This is a genomic window from Allobosea sp. 05T439 (genome assembly GCF_056396005.1).
This window is the reverse complement of sequence record NZ_JBFTKP010000007.1, coordinates 50,257-65,345: the sequence shown is the minus strand read 5'-3', so window position 1 is coordinate 65,345 and position 15,089 is coordinate 50,257. Positions and strand designations below refer to the sequence as shown.

Genomic DNA, 15,089 nt, shown 5'->3' with positions numbered 1-15,089 from the left:
TTCAGGCGGTTGCCCGGGTGACGGCTTCAAGCCGATAGCCTTCCGGATCGATGACGAAGGCGGCGTAATAGTCAGGTGCATAGCGCGGTCGCAACCCGGGGGCGCCGTTGTCCCGTCCGCCTGCCGCAAGCGCGGCCCGATGGAAATCGTCGGCAGCCTGACGCGTCCCCGCCGCGAAAGCGAGGTGGAACCCCGGCCCCGGCGGAGTGACCGGGCCAGCCTGCAGCTTCAGCGCCAGGAGATCGCCGCCATTCGGCGGCCCGTAGCCTGCTCCATCGGCAACCGTCCAGACCCGCACGAGGCCGAGCGGCGCCAGTGCAGCATCATAGAAGGCAATCGCCCGTGGGAGATCGGACACGCCGAAGGAGAGATGGCTCAACATGGCTCACCGGATTGATGCTGCGGAAGGGAGAGTTCTGCACGAGCGGCCACGGATTTCTGTMAGCAGGCGCTGCGACGCAAAAGGGCCGGCGCATGCCGACCCTGGGGAAGCTGCCTGGGCAGGGAGCTCAGTTCTTMGCGGTMGCAACCTTGCGCAGATAATCGGTGACGATCCGCGTGATGCCGCGCGAGAGCAGGTCGTCGAGTGCCTCGATGAACTGGTCGCATTGCTCGCGCGTCACGATCAGCGGCGGTTCGAGGCGGATGACGTTGCGGTTGTATTCGGTGAAGGCGACGAGCACGTCGTAATCCTTCAGGAGCAGCGCGCCGACAAAGCCGCAGAGCGAACCCTTCAGCTTGTCGTCGAGCAGCGCGACCATGTGCTTGACGCMGAAAGGCATGGCCTCGCTGATGTCCTGGAACTCGACGCCGATCATCAGGCCACGGCCGCGGATCTCCTTGAGCAGCGTCGGGTGCTTGGCGCGAAGGGTGTTCAGCCTCTCGATCAGGTAGTCGCCCTGGCGCTTGGCGTTGCCCATGAGGTCTTCCTCATAGAGCACGTTGAGGGCCTCGATCGCGCTGACGCAGGCCTCGCCCATGCCCCCAAAGGTGGCCTGGGCATGGATCAATGCGGTTTTCGGCTTGCCATAGGCCTTCATGTAGAGTTCGCGCCGGGCGATCATCGCACCCATCGCAGCCTTGGAGCCGCCGAGAGCCTTGGCGAGTGCGGTGACGTCGGGCACGACGCCGTCACGCTCGAAGGCGAAGAACTGGCCGGTGCGGCCGAGCCCGCACTGCACTTCGTCGGCAATCCAGAGGACGCCGTGCTTGTCGCAGAGCGCGCGCAAGTCGCGCCAGAAGCCTTCGGGGGCTTCGACGATGCCGCCGCCACCCTGGATCGTCTCCATCACGACGATGCCGATCGCCGGATCGGATTCGAGCGCTAGGCGCACGGCCTCGATATTGCCGAACGGCACCTTGACCCGGTTTTCGACGAGCTTGAACTGGGACTGGTAGAGCGTCGAATCCGTGACCGAGAGCACGCCCTTGGTCTTGCCGTGGAACGAATTCGCGGCATGCAGGATCTTCGACTTGCCCGGGCCCTGAACCTGCTCGGCGACCTTCAGCGCAGCTTCCATGGCTTCCGAGCCGGTCGAGCCGAGAAAGACCATGTCGAGATCGCCGGGCGAGATCGTGGCGAGATTCCGGGCCAGGGCGGCCGCATATTGCGACATGAACGCCATGCAGATCTCGTGGCGGTTCTCGTCCTGGAACTTCTGCCGGGCGGCGATGATGCGCGGGTGGTTATGGCCGAAGGCGACCGAGCAGAACCCGCCGAAGAAATCGAGGATCTTGCGTCCGTCCCGGGTGATGTAATGCATGCCCTCGGCACGATCGACGATGATCTTGTCGAAGCCGAGCAGCTTGAGGAAATGCAGCTGTCCGGGGTTGATGTGGTTGGCAAAGAGCTCCTTCACCTGTGCGGCGTCGAGCTGTTTGGCCTCCTCGACGCTGATCAGCTTCGGGCGGGCTGGGGAATCGTCGTTCCTGAAAGCTGGCATGCTCATGCGGCCTTGCTCCTCTGCTCGCCCTTGCTCTTGCGATATTCGGTATAGGCGGCGAGCAGCATGTCCTCGTCGCGGTATTTCGGGGTCCAGCCGAGCTCGCGCTTGGCCTTGCTGGTGTCGAGAATGCAGATCTCGTCGGCGATCATGTACTGTTCCGGGTCCATGATCGGCAGATTGATCGCGTCAAGCGTGTTCAAGGCGAACTTGACCAATGGTGCAGGCGTCGGCAGCAGGATCGATTTCGAGCCGGCATGCCTGATCAGGTCGCCCAGCAGCTTCTTCACCGGCGGCGGATCGTCCGAGCCGAGATTATAGGCGCTGTTGGGGAAGTCGGCCTTCCAGGCTGCGGTGCAGGCGCTGGCGCAGTCGAACACCGAGATGAACTGGTAGGGATTGCCGCCGCCGCCGATCATCGGCACCGGCAGGTTCATGTCGATCAGGCGGAAGAGCTTGACGAGGATGCCGAGGCGGCCCGGGCCGATGATCAGGCGCGGCCGGAAGATCGGGATCCGAAAACCCTTGTCGCGATAGGTCTGCGCCAGGGTCTCGGTGGCGAGCTTGCTCTCGCCATATTCGCCGAGGGGTCTTGCCGGATGGGTCTCGTCCTGCGGCACGGTGATGGAGTGGCCGTAGATCATGTCCGTGGTGAAGTGGACGAGCTTGTTGGCGCCGCGCTTCTCCATCCAGTTCAGGATGTTGGCGGTGCCGTGATAGTTCACCGGCCAGAAGAAATCGTGGCGTTCCCGACGGGTCACGATCGGCGAGAGCATCTTGGCCGAGAGATTGTAGACGAGATCATCCTGGCCGAGCGGGATGCTCTCCACGCTCTCGGCTCTGGTTACGTCGATCGTCTGGAAGGGGACCGCCGCGTAATGGGCGTGAGCGCTCTTCTGGATATCCGCGACCAGCACCTCCTCGCCCATGGCGGCGAGGTCCGCCGCGAGATGCGAGCCGACGAAGCCGTCTCCGCCGATAATGATGTGTTTCATGCTGAGTTTGCCGCTGGTTCGATGATGAGATGCGTCAGCGCGACGTGTCGGGAAGGCGAGGGCGCCGGTCACGGACCGGCACGGGCACGGGCACCGGGCGCAAGGCGGGTCTGTTCTCGGGCGGTTCGAACAGGATGCCGAGGCGGAGAATGAAGCGTGCGATCAGGTCCATCATGACTCAGCTCTGTGCGATGAAGATGGTGCCAACGACGATGAAGCCAATGCCGGCGATGCGGGCAGGGCTCAGGTCTTCCTGGAAGACGAAGTAGGCGTAGACCGCGACCACGACGTAAGCGAGGCTCAGGAACGGGTAGGCGTAACTGATCTGTACCTTGGACAATACGATCAGATGCGAGGCCATGCTGACCACGAAGGTGCAGAGGCCGGCGAAGACGAAGGGGTTGAAGACGACCCGAAATACGGTCCAGATCAGTCCGTCATTCGCGATATCGAGGTTACCGATGCCGGTCATGCCCCGTTTCAGCATCAGTTGCGCGGCTGCGTTGGTCAGCACGGTAAACAGAATCAGGGGTATGTAGGAATTCATCGGGGCAGCATTTGTCCGCGTTCTTGACGGGCCCTGAATGCGGCTGAAAATACTTCAAATGCCTTACGTCAGCGACCTTACCTAACCGTAACCTTAAGAAGATGCTGAGGCCTTGGGGACAAGTCTCGCGGATCTCGCATGCCCTGTTCCCCGCCGGTTCTGGCGGGCATGGCGGTCGCCGGGGCATGCAAGATCGACCGATCCTCGAGACCTGCGCTCAGGCGACCTGCCCTTCTTCAAGGACACCATCCTTGTCGAGGGTGCGCTGCAACGCCGGCCGCGAGAATACGCGAGCGAGATAGGCCTCGAAGACAGGCAGGCGCGGCAGCGCGCCGATAATGTTCATGCCGAAATGGATGCCGCTGCCGAGCTGGGTGTCGGCGGCGGTGAAGCGGTCGCCGGCCGCGAAATCTTGATTGCCGAGGCGCTTCTCCAGATAGGCAACGGTGTCCTCGTGCGACCCGAAGGAGAAATGCTGCGGGACGTAATCGATATTGGTCGCCCTGGTCGCGATGATCGGGTCGAGTACTGCGTCGGTATAGACGAGGGCCGTCAGATAGGGGGCTCGCGCGGGATCACTCAGCGCAGGCGCGAGACCCGCCTGGGGGAAGGCGTCGGCGAGGTAGATGCAGATCGCGGCACGCTCGGTGACGATGATACCGTCATGGATGACGGCGGGTACCTTCTTGTGCGGCTGGATGGCGCGGTAGTCCTCGGGGGCACCGCTCTTGGCGCGAATATCGATCATCTCCATCCGGTAGGGCTGCCCGAGTTCTTCCAGGAGCCAGAGCACGCCGAAGGAACGCGATTGGGGGGCGTGGTAGAAGGTCAGCATGGCTCTCTCCATCATGAGGACGGCGCTCCCGATAGGGTGCGTCGTCGCGGCGATGGCGGGAGTTGTGACGGTACTTGATGTCAGTAGATGTCAGGACCGGCACGGCCCGTGCTCAGCTCTCTTCGCTATGCCCGCGCCGGATGCGTCGGACCGCCGCCCAGACCCCGATGAGGGCGATGGGTACGAAGAGCGCTGTCGCCATGCCGACGTCGATGGGCAGGAAGCCGGCATCCTTCGCGCCCTTGGCGAGGTAACCGAAGAGGCTGACGACGTAATAGCCGATCGCCGCGACCGAGAGGCCCTCGACCGTCTGCTGCAGCCGCAGCTGGAGGCGGGTGCGCTCGTTCATGGCCGCCAGCAGGTCGCGGTTCTGCTGCTCGAGTGCGACATCGACGCGGGTGCGTAGCAGATTGGCGGCGCGCGCGAGTTTGCGCGACAGGTCGGTCTGGCGCTCCTGCAGCATCTGGCAGGTGCGCATCGCCGGCGCCATCCGCCGGGACAGGAAGGCTGCGAGCGTCGGCCAGCCGGCATGCGGCGTTTCGCCGATCGCGATCAGGCGCTGCTGGACGATGTTGTCATAGGCGCGACTCGCACCGAAGCGATAGTTCGTGGACGCCGCCTCGGATTCGAGACGCGCGGCGAGCGCGGTCATCTCGTCGAGCAGCGCATTGTCGGAGACAAGGCCCTCCGTCGCCGTCATCGTCGAGGCAATGCGCACCAGCGTTTCCTCCGTGGCACGCACCGATGGGCCGATGCGCTGCGCCTCCGGCAGGCCGAGCAGAGCCAATGTCCGATAGGTTTCGATCTCCAGAAGCCTCTGGGTCAGGGCCCCCGAACGGGACGATGTCAGTTCGCGGTCAAGCAGGAGGATGCGGACGAACCCGCCGGCACTGACCCGGAAATCGGTTGCCGCAACGGCGCTTGCATTATCGACGAGCGATGCGGCGAGGCTCGCAGGATCGAAGATCGCATCCAGCTCCCCAGCCCCGATCGCGGGCAGGAGATGGAGGTCGATCGAGACGAGGTGCGGGCCGGGCTGCGGCAACTCGTGCATGGGATGCTGCAGATCGATTGCCGTCGGAACGAAGGCGGAGCGTTCGGGCGATGGCAATTCCCAGCTATAGGTCGTGAACTCGCTATGCTGTTCCCAGCGCAGGCCAATCTCCGCGAGGCGGGCGCGGTGATGCTTGGCGCCTTCGGCCAGGGGCGTCACACCGCGCTCGGAACAAAATCGAGCCAAGGCGTCGCGGTCTGCCGCCGCTTGAGCCGCATCGGTCAGGAAGGCGAAATGCAGCAGGCGGCGCGGGGTCTCGATCGGCGCGAAGGGGCGGGCGTGGACCTCGGCGAGAATGACCTCGCGGTCGGGGTGCGGTACGAGGCCGCCCTTCTGGTGCTCGATCATGTCGCCCCGACGCCCGTTCGACCGCTCCCGATAGAGGCAAGACTGCCGCAAAGTCGCGTGCCCGGCCAGATGGGCATGGTGCCGCAAGCAGGGAGGGAAGAATGCTGCCGACAGGATCCGGCAGCATGATGTGCCAAGTTCTGAAGAGAGAACCCAGGAGCCAGCCATGCCCCTGCCCAACCGTGTAAGGCCCGACGGCTCGCTCGCCCGCGACCCTGCGCGTGGCCTGGTGTTCGGCAATCGCGGCGGCCGGTTTCACGATCCGCACACGCAGGCCGCGCCGATCCGGTCGCACGCCACGCGGCAGTGGATCTGTTGCGTGCTCTCCTTCAAGGGGCGACGGCGACAGGTCTGGGGCAAGGGTTACACCGAGCTGTTCTTTTGCGACGAGGTGACGGCGCTTGCGGCCGGGCACCGGCCCTGCATGGAGTGCCGGCGGGCGGATGCGCTCGGCTACCGTGCGGCGCTGGTCCGAGGCCTCGGCCTCATGTCCGAGCCGCTCTTTCCCGAGATCGACCGGATTCTGGATGGCGAGCGCCGGATCGGACGAGCCAAGCAGAAGCACCGGCTTCAGGCCGATCGATTGCCGGACGGAACCATGATCGAGGCTGGGGCCGGCGAGTGGCTGGCCTTGCGCGGTGAGGCCGCGCTGCTCTGGTCTCCCAACGGATATATCGAGCGACGGCGGCGGGCGCCCGGGACCGTCCTGGTACTGACGCCGCCTGCGACCATCGCGGCCCTCGCGCATGGCTATCGTCCGCTCTGGCATGGAAGCGCGACGCTGTTTTCGTGAGGCTGCGCCCGAGGAAGCGAGGAGGGAGCGGCCGGAACCTTGGGCAGCCTCAGGACGTTGCTCCAGCACGATCATTCATAAGGGGCTGTCCCAATGCGTTCGATTGCACTTTGGCTGCTTGGCGTGCCGATTCCCGTCATCATCCTGCTCTGGTTCTTCATGCGCTGAGACGAAGGGCCAGCGAGGATTGGGGATGGCCGGGCTTGTCCCGGCCATTGGCATTTTACTGCTGACGAAATCAGTCAGTCGTCATATGATCTGCTGACGTGCTCGCGGCGCATGGCGGCGCGGTCGCATCCCTCCGTCGCTTCCCCTATATCGTGGCCATGTCCATCATCCGCGTTTCCAACCTGTCCAAGACCTACGCGTCCGGCTTCAGCGCACTGAAATCGGTCGATCTGGAAATCCGCCGCGGCGAGATCTTCGCCCTGCTCGGACCCAACGGTGCCGGCAAGACGACGTTGATCAGCATCATCTGCGGACTGGTGAACCCGACCTCCGGCAGCGTGCTCGCCGATGGTCATGACATCATCAAGGACTATCGGGCCGCGCGCGCGCGCATCGGGCTGGTGCCGCAGGAGCTGACCACGGACGCCTTTGAGACCGTCTCGGCGACGGTCAGCTTCAGCCGGGGGCTGTTCGGCCTGCCGCGGAACCCGGCCCATGTCGAGCGCGTGCTCAAGGATCTCTCGCTCTGGGACAAGCGCGACAACCGGATCATGACGCTCTCGGGCGGTATGAAGCGGCGTGTGCTGATCGCCAAGGCGCTGGCGCATGAACCCCAGATCCTGTTCCTCGACGAGCCGACGGCCGGCGTCGATGTCGAGCTCCGCCAGGACATGTGGAAGCTCGTCCGGCGCCTCAGGGACGACGGCGTCACCATCATCCTGACCACGCATTACATCGAGGAGGCCGAGGAGATGGCCGACCGGATCGGCGTGATCAGCAAGGGCGAGATCATCCTGGTCGAGGACAAGGCCGAGCTGATGCGCAAGCTCGGCAAGAAGCAGCTTTCGCTCTCCCTGCAGGAGCCGCTTGCCGCGTTGCCGGTGGGGCTTGCAGCCTATGATCTGGCGCTCGCGGCCGAGGGGGAGGAACTGGTCTATACCTATGACACCAAGGCGGAGCGGACCGGCATCACCGCGCTCCTGCAGGATCTCGCGACCGCAGGCATCCGCTTCAGGGATCTGCGCACCAGCCAGAGCTCGCTGGAAGACATCTTCGTGAGCCTGGTGAGGGAGCGGCACTGATCATGGCTATCAATCTCCACGCGATGCGCGCGATCTATCGCTTCGAGATGGCGCGCACCTGGCGTACGCCACTGCAGAGCATCGTCTCGCCGGTGATCTCGACCTCGCTCTATTTCATCGTCTTCGGTGCCGCGATCGGTTCGCGCATGCAGGCGATCGACGGCGTCGCTTATGGCTCCTTCATCGTGCCTGGCCTGATCATGCTCTCGCTGCTGACGCAGAGCATCGCCAACGCCTCCTTCGCGATCTATTTTCCGAAATTCACCGGCACGATCTACGAACTGCTCTCGGCGCCCGTGGCATGGTGGGAGGCGGTCATCGCCTATGTCGGCGCGGCGGCCACGAAATCGATCTTTCTCGGCCTGATCATCCTGCTGACGGCGACGGCCTTCGTGCCGCTCAGGGTCGAGCATCCGGTCTGGATGCTGCTTTTCCTGTTCCTGACCGCGATGACCTTCAGCCTGTTCGGTTTCATCATCGGCATCTGGGCCGACGGTTTCGAGAAACTGCAGGTGATCCCGCTGCTCGTGGTGACGCCACTGACCTTCCTCGGCGGGTCGTTCTACTCGATCGACATGCTGCCGGGATTCTGGCGGACGGTGGCGCTGTTCAACCCGGTCGTCTACCTGATCAGCGGTTTCCRCTGGAGCTTCTTCGGCGTTTCCGAGGTCGGCATCGTCGTCAGCCTGGGAATGACGCTGGTCTTCCTCGCCGCCTGCATTGCGACTGTCGGCTGGATCTTCCGGACCGGATATCGCCTGAAGACCTGAGCCGGCCTCAGGCCGCCTTGACGTCAGAGAAGAAGGTCTCGACGGCACCCCGCAGAGTCTCCGCCTCACGACTCAGGCTTTCGGCTGTCTTCAGAACCTGACTTGCCGAAAGCATGGTCTCCTCGGATGCGGCGGTGACCCCCTCCATCTTGCGCGAGACGCGGACGGTGCCATCCGACGTTGCCTGCGCATTGCGGGCGATCTGCGCCGTTGCCTGCATCTGCTGCTCAGTCGCCCCTGCAATCGCCACGGTGTGCTGGGCCACTTCGGCCATCACCGCCGCGATCGCTTCGATTGCGGCGACTGCGCCGCGTGTCTCGGTTTCGAAGGCCGCGATCTGGGCGGCGATCTCATCCGTCGCTTGGGACGTTCGGCTCGCCAGGGTCTTCACCTCGCCAGCGACGATGCTGAAGCCGCGCCCGGCCTCGCCGGCACGTGCAGCCTCGATCGAGGCGTTGAGGGCGAGGAGATTGGTCTGGGCAGCGATGTCGCGGATCATCGAGACGATCTTGCCGATCTCTTCGGCGGCATAGGTCAGGTTGGCGACATTCGCGCTCGCGCTGGTGGCATCGCGCGCGGCATTGCCGACGACGCCATTGGCCTTGGCGACCCGCCCCGTGATCTCGGCGATCGAGCCGGAGAGCTGTTCCGAAGCCGCGGCAACATTCCGAACGCTGTCGGCGGCATCAAGGCAGGCAGCGCGAGCGTCTTCGGCCTGCGAGGTTGCCGCTGTCGCTGCATCGTTCAACGTCCGGGCCGTGCTCTCCATCTGGCTCGAACCGGATCTCACCGTCTTCAGCACGGCGTCGATCCTGGCATCGAAGCTGCGGATGAGCGTGTCAATCCTGATCTGACGCTCGGCACGGGCGGTCTCGGTCACCCGGGCGGTGCCTTCGAGCTCGGCGCGCGCCATGGCGTTGTCGCGAAAGACGACGACCGAGCGGGCCATATCGCCGATCTCGTCCGGGCGTGCMGACAGAGGAATTTCGGCGACCGGTTCCGACTGTGCCAAGCGGCGCATCGTTGCCGCCAACCGCCTGAGCGGCTGTGAAACGCGCCGATGCACGATCCAGAGCGCGAGAGCGAGACCGGCCGCGATCATCAGAGCGCCGATCAGCGTCTGCCGCCTCGCGCTGCTGTCCTGCAGCGCGTCGAGGCGGGAATCGATGATGCGGCTGTTGACGTCGTTGAGAACCGCGATGTGTTTCAACGCTTCGTTCAGTGCCTTGCGGTTCGCCCGGTTGACCTCGTTGTTGCCGTGCCTGTTTGCTGCGGAGGGGCCCTCGATGCGTGCGAGCCGAACCGTCTCCCGCCGGAAGCGGATGAATTGCTCGATCTGGTCGGAGACAGCGGCAAAGGCTGCGCCGTCCTCTGCCTGAACGAGAGGGCGCCAATCGTCCATGACCTCATGGATCTGGGCAAGATCATCCAGGAGTGGCTGGGCGAAGCGCTCGGCATCGGCGGAATCGCGGCTCATATAGAGCCCGCGCGTTTCCATCACGACGGCGTTGACCAACCCGTTGATCCGTTCGGCCATCAACACGCGGCGCGATGCGAGCTGCATCTCGTCCGTCATCGCCGCGTAGCGGCCAAGCGCCTGGACCCCGAGGATGGTTGCCAGGGCGGCAGTGACGGCGAGAAGCAGGACGGCTCCGAAGATCTGGCTGGAAATCTTGCGCAGGGACGCCATCCGCTCGTGGGTTGAAGCGCCGGCCGCAGCTGGCGCAGATGTGATCGCGGCGCCGGATGATGGCTGCGAATGGTTAATCCATGGTGATCTGCGGGCCCATCAGGTGGCGCGGCTGACGTCGAAGTCGCGTTGCGGATCATTGACAGCGGGCGCCCTTCCTGTCTTCACACCGGCATGACCGATATTTCCATCCTTGATGCCCCGGCGACCGCCGTCGCGCCGCATGCGCGCCGGCGTACCTTCGCCATCATCTCGCACCCGGACGCCGGCAAGACGACGCTGACCGAGAAGCTGCTCTATTTCGGCGGCGCGATTCAGCTCGCGGGCGAAGTGCGCGCCAAGGCGGGCCGCCGCCAGACATCATCCGACTGGATGAAGATCGAGCGTCAGCGCGGCATCTCGGTCGTCACCTCGGTGATGACCTTCGAGTATGGCGGGCACGTCTTCAATCTGCTCGACACGCCGGGCCACGAGGACTTCTCGGAAGACACCTATCGCACGCTGACGGCGGTCGACTCCGCGGTGATGGTGATCGACGCCGCCAAGGGTATCGAGGCGCGGACCAAGAAGCTGTTCGAGGTCTGCCGGTTGCGCGACATCCCGATCGTGACCTTCATCAACAAGGTCGATCGCGAGACGCGCGATCCTTTCGACCTGATCAACGAGATCGAGACGACGCTGGCGCTCGACGTCGCGCCGATGACCTGGCCGGTCGGGCGCGGGCGCGACTTCGTCGGGACACTCGATTTCGCCTCGAATACCTTCCGTCGCAACCAGAAGGGCGACGAGAGCGACGCGGGAACCCCCGTTGCGGGCGAGGACGATCCGCTCTTCGACGAGCTCCTGCCGAACGGCCTTGCCGAGACCTGGCGGGAGGAGGTTTTCCTGGCGCGCGAGGGCCTGAAGCCGTTCGACCTGGAGTCCTTTCGCGAGGGCCATCTGACGCCGGTCTATTTCGGCGCGGCGCTGCGTGACTATGGTGTGCGCGACCTGATCGACGCGCTCGGCCGGCACGCTCCGAGCCCACGCGCCCAGGTCGCGGACAAACGCGCGGTCGAGGCGGAAGAGCCGAAGATGACCGGCTTCGTCTTCAAGATCCAGGCGAACATGGATCCGAACCATCGCGACCGCATCGCCTTCATGCGCGTCTGCTCGGGCAAGCTTTCGCGCGGCATGAAGGCGAAGCTGGTTCGCACCGGCAAGCCGATGCCGCTGAACGCGCCGCAGTTCTTCTTTGCGCGAGACCGCTCGATTGCCGAAGAGGCCTTTGCCGGCGACATCGTCGGCTTGCCGAACCACGGTACCTTGCGCATCGGCGATACGCTCACCGAGGGCGAGGACATCGTCTTCAAGGGCGTGCCGAGCTTCGCGCCGGAAATCCTGCGCCGCGTCAAGCTCAAGGACGCGATGAAGGCGAAGAAGCTGCGCGAGGCCCTGCAGCAAATGGCGGAGGAGGGGGTCGTCCAGCTCTTCCTGCCGCATGACGGCGCGCCGGCGATCGTCGGCGTGGTCGGCGCATTGCAGCTCGACGTGCTGAAGGAGCGCATGGATGTCGAGTATTCGCTGCCCGTCGATTTCGAGCCGTGCCAGTTCGCGATCGCGCGCTGGGTCTCCTCGGCCGATCAGGCGGCGCTCGCAAAATTCGTCGCGCTGAAGCCGTCTTCGATGGCGGACGATCTCGACGGCGACCCGGTCTTCATGGCCTCGTCCCAGTTCACGCTGAAATACGATGCGGAGCGCGTCCCGGAGATCACCTTCTCCGACGTCAAGGACTATCAGAAGGTCGCGAAGGCCTGAGATTCTCCCTCTCCGAGGAGAGGGAGAAGACAGGACGGGGATCGGCGACGCGCCTCATCCCCGTTGTTGCCTCTTGAGGATGTGGCGCGGCCGAGCTCTGCGCTCGCGCGGGCCGACGAGCTGGCTTATCCCGCGCGATTGCCGGAGACGATCGCCAGGGCCTCGACGAAGCGATCGAGATCCGCCTCCATGATGTAGGGGGCCGGCGAGATCCGGATCGTGTTGCCCTTGGCGACGCCGCCGCGGCGAACGGTCATCACCTTGTGCTTGTCGCGCAGCTCCGCAACGATCGCATTGGTCTCCGCAGGGCTGCGCTTGCCGGCCAGGGCGAACGAGGTGATGCCGGCCACCATGCCGGGATCGTCCGGGGTCTGGATCTCGACGCCCTTGAGTTCGCGTGCCTTGGCGACCCAGTGATTGCGCAGGTGGCGGTAGCGCGCCTCCTTGGCCTCCGGGCCGATCTCCTGATGCAGGGCGAGTGCGGCAGGGACCGCGAGCTGCGCTGCGAAGTTCGGCGTGCCGGTATGGATCCGCGAGCGGACATCGTCGGCCTTGAAATCCTCGTCGGCCATATAGGGGTCGATATCGTCGAGCCGGTCCTTAGCAATGTAGAGCAGGCCGACACCGAGCGGCGCGCCGATCCATTTGTGCAGGTTGAAGCCGATGAAATCGACGCCGAGATCCCGGGCCTGAAAGGCAACCTGGCCCCAGCTATGGGCCGCGTCGAGGATGACATCGGCACCGCGCGCCTTGGCCATCGCGGCCAGTTCCTTGACCGGCATCATCAGCCCGGTGCGATGGCTGATATGGGTCAGCAGGAGAAGCTTCGTCCTGGGATTGGCCTTGAGCGCTGCGTCATAGGCGTCGAGCACGGCCTGGCGCGTGGCGGGCTCCGGGATGTCGAACCTGACGACATCGACACCGCGCCGAGCCTTCAGCCAGTTCATCGCATACTGCATCGAATCGTAGTCGAGATCGGCATAGAGCACGGTGTCGCCGGGCTTGAGCTTGTTGTAGCCGGAGATCAGCGCCTGCAGCGCCTCGGTTGCGCCCCGCGTCAGCGCGATCTCCTCGCGCGCAACGCCGAGGAATGCGGCGAGTGGGGTGCGGACATTGTCGAGATCGGCGCCGATCCTGCTGCGGGCATAGACCGTGTTCTCGAAGTTCACGAAGTCGGTCAGGCGCTTGTACTCGGCCTTCACCGGCTCGGCCATGATGCCCCAATAGCCGTTCTCGAGATTCACCATGTCGGGCGTGACGCTGTAGAGGCCGCGCACGATGTTCCAGTAGCTCGTGTCCGTGCCGGGATTGACGGTCGGAAATGCCGGCAGGCTGCGCGCGGCGGCAGGCATCGGCTGCGGTATCAGCGCTGCGGCGCCAAGGCCGAGCAGAAGCGTGCGGCGATTCGTTTCGAAGGCTTGGCCGGTCATGAGCGTCATCTCCTCGCTGATGCCGCGCAGAGCTAACGATGGGCTGTTGCAGACCTGTGACGATCCACCGGATTGATCGTGGGCCTTGTCCCCCAGCGGGCTCGGAAGCACCGGGTCGGGCTACCAGCGCGCTCAGGTTTCGCGGCCGCACCCGAACACGGCCCAGAGATTGGCTCCCATGGCTTCAGGACGCCCGAGGAAGAGGCGGGCCATGCCCTTCGTGCGCTGCAAGCGCGCGCAGCCACGACACCATTCAGGGCGACGGCATGCGTTCCCACGGCTGCGGCCTGTTCCAGCCCTGAAGCTGCTGGAACGACCGGCAATTCGGGACCCTTTCCGCTGCCGGTCAAAGGCGGTGGAAAAGGGGGGCACGTGCGCCTGCTGGCTATGGCACGGGCGACCCTGCGCTAGGCGTGCCCGGCCTTCAGCGCCTGGTCGAGGTCGTTGTAGAGGTCCTCGACATCTTCGATGCCGGTCGAGAGGCGCAGTAGATCGACCGGGCAGGGCGAGCCTGCGCCCTCGATCGAGGCGCGATGCTCGATCAGGCTCTCGACGCCGCCCAGCGAGGTGGCGCGCTTGTAGAGCTCGACATGCGCCGCCGCCTTGATCGCCGCCCTCTCGCCGCCGGTGACCTGGATCGACAGCATATAGCCGAAGCCGTTCTGCATCTGGCGCGCCGCGATGTCATGGCCCGGATGCTGTGGCAGGCCGGGATAGAGCACGCGGGCCACCAGCGGGTGGGCGGAGAGCTTCTGGGCGAGCGTCATGGCGGAGGCCGTCTGGCGTTCCTGGCGGACGTGAAGGGTGCGCATGCCGCGCATCAGCAGATAGGCCTCGAAGGGGCCGAGAACGCCGCCCTGCATCTTGCGGACTGTTTTCACGCGGTTCCAGAAGGCGTCATCCTCGCGGGCGCAGAGGGCGCCGGCGACGACGTCGGAATGGCCGTTCAGCACCTTGGTGGCAGCGTGCATGACGATGTCGGCACCGAGCGTAAGCGGCCGGGTATGGACCGGGGACGCGCAGGTCGAATCGACCGCAAGCTTCGCACCGGCCGCATGGGCGATCTCGGCGGCGCCGGCGATGTCGGTGATGGTCCAGAGCGGGTTCGAGGGCGTCTCGGCCCAGACCAGCTTGGTGACGCCTGGCTTTACGGCGGCCTTCAGCGCGTTGAGATCATCTGTCTCGACGAATTCGATCTTCAGGCCCCAGCGCGTGGCCTCGGTCAGCAGCCAGGAGCGAAGCGCCCAGTACATCACCTTCGAGGCGACGACATGATCCCCCGGCGAGAGCGCCTGGAAGACAGCCGTGGCGGCCGCCATGCCTGAGCTGAAGAGCAATGCCCCCGCCTTCGCCTCTTCCAGCATCGCGAGCACGGTTTCCGCCTCGCGCACCGTCTCGTTGTCCGGGCGTCCATAGACGAAGCCGGAGGAGTAGCCGTTGTCCTCGTCGCGGATATAGGTCGTGGCGATATGGATCGGCGTCACGACGCCCTTGGTGAGCTGATCGATCTTGCCCATGGCCTGGGCGGCCAGCGAACGGGGATGAAGCGGGCGCTTGGTCATGGAGCGATTCCGGAAAGGTTCCATGAGGAACGGGAATGTCCATCTGGCGCAGGCATGGGGGTTGGCGCAAGGGTC

At 64.9% G+C, this 15,089-nt stretch carries 14 protein-coding genes; 4 read left to right on the top strand and 10 right to left on the bottom strand.

Annotated features, from left to right (window positions below; all coding sequences use genetic code 11):
- Window position 1: 1 nt before the first annotated feature.
- From AC1DIO_RS10065 to AC1DIO_RS10035, 7 genes are all read right to left on the bottom strand, one after another.
- On the bottom strand, window positions 2-382 hold the full coding sequence (locus AC1DIO_RS10065) for a VOC family protein (protein WP_441505654.1): 381 nt from the start codon (window positions 380-382) through the stop codon (window positions 2-4).
- Between the two features lie 127 nt (window positions 383-509).
- A complete protein-coding gene (locus tag AC1DIO_RS10060) occupies window positions 510-1,949 on the bottom strand; it encodes an aspartate aminotransferase family protein (RefSeq protein WP_476853370.1) in 1,440 nt (479 codons plus the stop codon).
- Window positions 1,946-2,938, bottom strand: coding sequence for an NAD-dependent epimerase/dehydratase family protein (locus tag AC1DIO_RS10055; RefSeq protein ID WP_441505652.1), 993 nt, complete (start codon window positions 2,936-2,938; stop codon window positions 1,946-1,948). The genes AC1DIO_RS10060 and AC1DIO_RS10055 overlap by 4 nt, the downstream gene beginning before the upstream one ends.
- Window positions 2,939-2,972: 34 nt before the next feature.
- Window positions 2,973-3,113, bottom strand: coding sequence for a hypothetical protein (locus tag AC1DIO_RS10050; RefSeq protein WP_441505651.1), 141 nt, complete (start codon window positions 3,111-3,113; stop codon window positions 2,973-2,975).
- 3 nt (window positions 3,114-3,116) lie between these two features.
- Window positions 3,117-3,485, bottom strand: a complete 369-nt coding sequence (locus tag AC1DIO_RS10045) for a DMT family transporter (RefSeq protein WP_441505650.1) — start codon at window positions 3,483-3,485, stop codon at window positions 3,117-3,119.
- A 217-nt stretch (window positions 3,486-3,702) separates the two neighbouring features.
- Window positions 3,703-4,320, bottom strand: a complete 618-nt coding sequence (locus tag AC1DIO_RS10040) for a glutathione S-transferase family protein (RefSeq protein ID WP_441493225.1) — start codon at window positions 4,318-4,320, stop codon at window positions 3,703-3,705.
- A gap of 112 nt (window positions 4,321-4,432) precedes the next feature.
- Window positions 4,433-5,722 (bottom strand): DUF3422 family protein, encoded by a 1,290-nt coding sequence (locus AC1DIO_RS10035; protein ID WP_441505649.1) that lies wholly within the window; start codon window positions 5,720-5,722, stop codon window positions 4,433-4,435.
- A gap of 166 nt (window positions 5,723-5,888) precedes the next feature.
- Here AC1DIO_RS10035 and AC1DIO_RS10030 point away from each other — a divergent pair, with 166 nt between their 5' ends.
- The 3 genes from AC1DIO_RS10030 (at window position 5,889) to AC1DIO_RS10020 (ending at window position 8,535) form a co-directional block, all read left to right on the top strand.
- Window positions 5,889-6,515 (top strand): hypothetical protein, encoded by a 627-nt coding sequence (locus tag AC1DIO_RS10030; protein WP_441505648.1) that lies wholly within the window; start codon window positions 5,889-5,891, stop codon window positions 6,513-6,515.
- 326 nt (window positions 6,516-6,841) lie between these two features.
- Window positions 6,842-7,765, top strand: coding sequence for an ABC transporter ATP-binding protein (locus AC1DIO_RS10025; RefSeq protein ID WP_441505811.1), 924 nt, complete (start codon window positions 6,842-6,844; stop codon window positions 7,763-7,765).
- An 8-nt stretch (window positions 7,766-7,773) separates the two neighbouring features.
- Window positions 7,774-8,535, top strand: a complete 762-nt coding sequence (locus AC1DIO_RS10020) for an ABC transporter permease (RefSeq protein WP_476853402.1) — start codon at window positions 7,774-7,776, stop codon at window positions 8,533-8,535.
- 7 nt (window positions 8,536-8,542) lie between these two features.
- On the opposite strand, the gene AC1DIO_RS10015 is transcribed toward AC1DIO_RS10020, so the two are convergent.
- Window positions 8,543-10,225: a methyl-accepting chemotaxis protein gene (locus AC1DIO_RS10015; protein WP_441505647.1), complete on the bottom strand. Its 1,683-nt coding sequence runs from the start codon at window positions 10,223-10,225 to the stop codon at window positions 8,543-8,545.
- Window positions 10,226-10,399: 174 nt separating this feature from the next.
- On the opposite strand from AC1DIO_RS10015, the gene AC1DIO_RS10010 reads away from it, so the two are divergent.
- Window positions 10,400-12,022, top strand: a complete 1,623-nt coding sequence (locus AC1DIO_RS10010; RefSeq protein WP_441505646.1) for a peptide chain release factor 3 — start codon at window positions 10,400-10,402, stop codon at window positions 12,020-12,022.
- A gap of 125 nt (window positions 12,023-12,147) precedes the next feature.
- Here AC1DIO_RS10010 and AC1DIO_RS10005 read toward each other — a convergent pair whose 3' ends face one another.
- Together AC1DIO_RS10005 and AC1DIO_RS10000 are read right to left on the bottom strand one after the other, a co-directional pair.
- On the bottom strand, window positions 12,148-13,452 hold the full coding sequence (locus AC1DIO_RS10005) for an aminotransferase class V-fold PLP-dependent enzyme (RefSeq protein ID WP_441505645.1): 1,305 nt from the start codon (window positions 13,450-13,452) through the stop codon (window positions 12,148-12,150).
- 407 nt (window positions 13,453-13,859) lie between these two features.
- A complete protein-coding gene (locus AC1DIO_RS10000) occupies window positions 13,860-15,014 on the bottom strand; it encodes a trans-sulfuration enzyme family protein (protein ID WP_441492209.1) in 1,155 nt (384 codons plus the stop codon).
- Window positions 15,015-15,089: the final 75 nt, after the last annotated feature.

Bases quoted from the DNA above. Each gene is read 5' to 3' on its own strand.
- AC1DIO_RS10065 (WP_441505654.1), bottom strand. From the start codon at position 382: ATGTTGAGCCATCTCTCCTTCGGCGTGTCCGATCTCCCACGGGCGATT.
- AC1DIO_RS10055 (WP_441505652.1), bottom strand. From the start codon at position 2,938: ATGAAACACATCATTATCGGCGGAGACGGCTTCGTCGGCTCGCATCTC.
- AC1DIO_RS10050 (WP_441505651.1), bottom strand. From the start codon at position 3,113: ATGATGGACCTGATCGCACGCTTCATTCTCCGCCTCGGCATCCTGTTC.
- AC1DIO_RS10045 (WP_441505650.1), bottom strand. From the start codon at position 3,485: ATGAATTCCTACATACCCCTGATTCTGTTTACCGTGCTGACCAACGCA.
- AC1DIO_RS10040 (WP_441493225.1), bottom strand. From the start codon at position 4,320: ATGCTGACCTTCTACCACGCCCCCCAATCGCGTTCCTTCGGCGTGCTC.
- AC1DIO_RS10035 (WP_441505649.1), bottom strand. From the start codon at position 5,722: ATGATCGAGCACCAGAAGGGCGGCCTCGTACCGCACCCCGACCGCGAG.
- AC1DIO_RS10030 (WP_441505648.1), top strand. From the start codon at position 5,889: ATGCCCCTGCCCAACCGTGTAAGGCCCGACGGCTCGCTCGCCCGCGAC.
- AC1DIO_RS10025 (WP_441505811.1), top strand. From the start codon at position 6,842: ATGTCCATCATCCGCGTTTCCAACCTGTCCAAGACCTACGCGTCCGGC.
- AC1DIO_RS10010 (WP_441505646.1), top strand. From the start codon at position 10,400: ATGACCGATATTTCCATCCTTGATGCCCCGGCGACCGCCGTCGCGCCG.
- AC1DIO_RS10005 (WP_441505645.1), bottom strand. From the start codon at position 13,452: ATGACCGGCCAAGCCTTCGAAACGAATCGCCGCACGCTTCTGCTCGGC.
- AC1DIO_RS10000 (WP_441492209.1), bottom strand. From the start codon at position 15,014: ATGACCAAGCGCCCGCTTCATCCCCGTTCGCTGGCCGCCCAGGCCATG.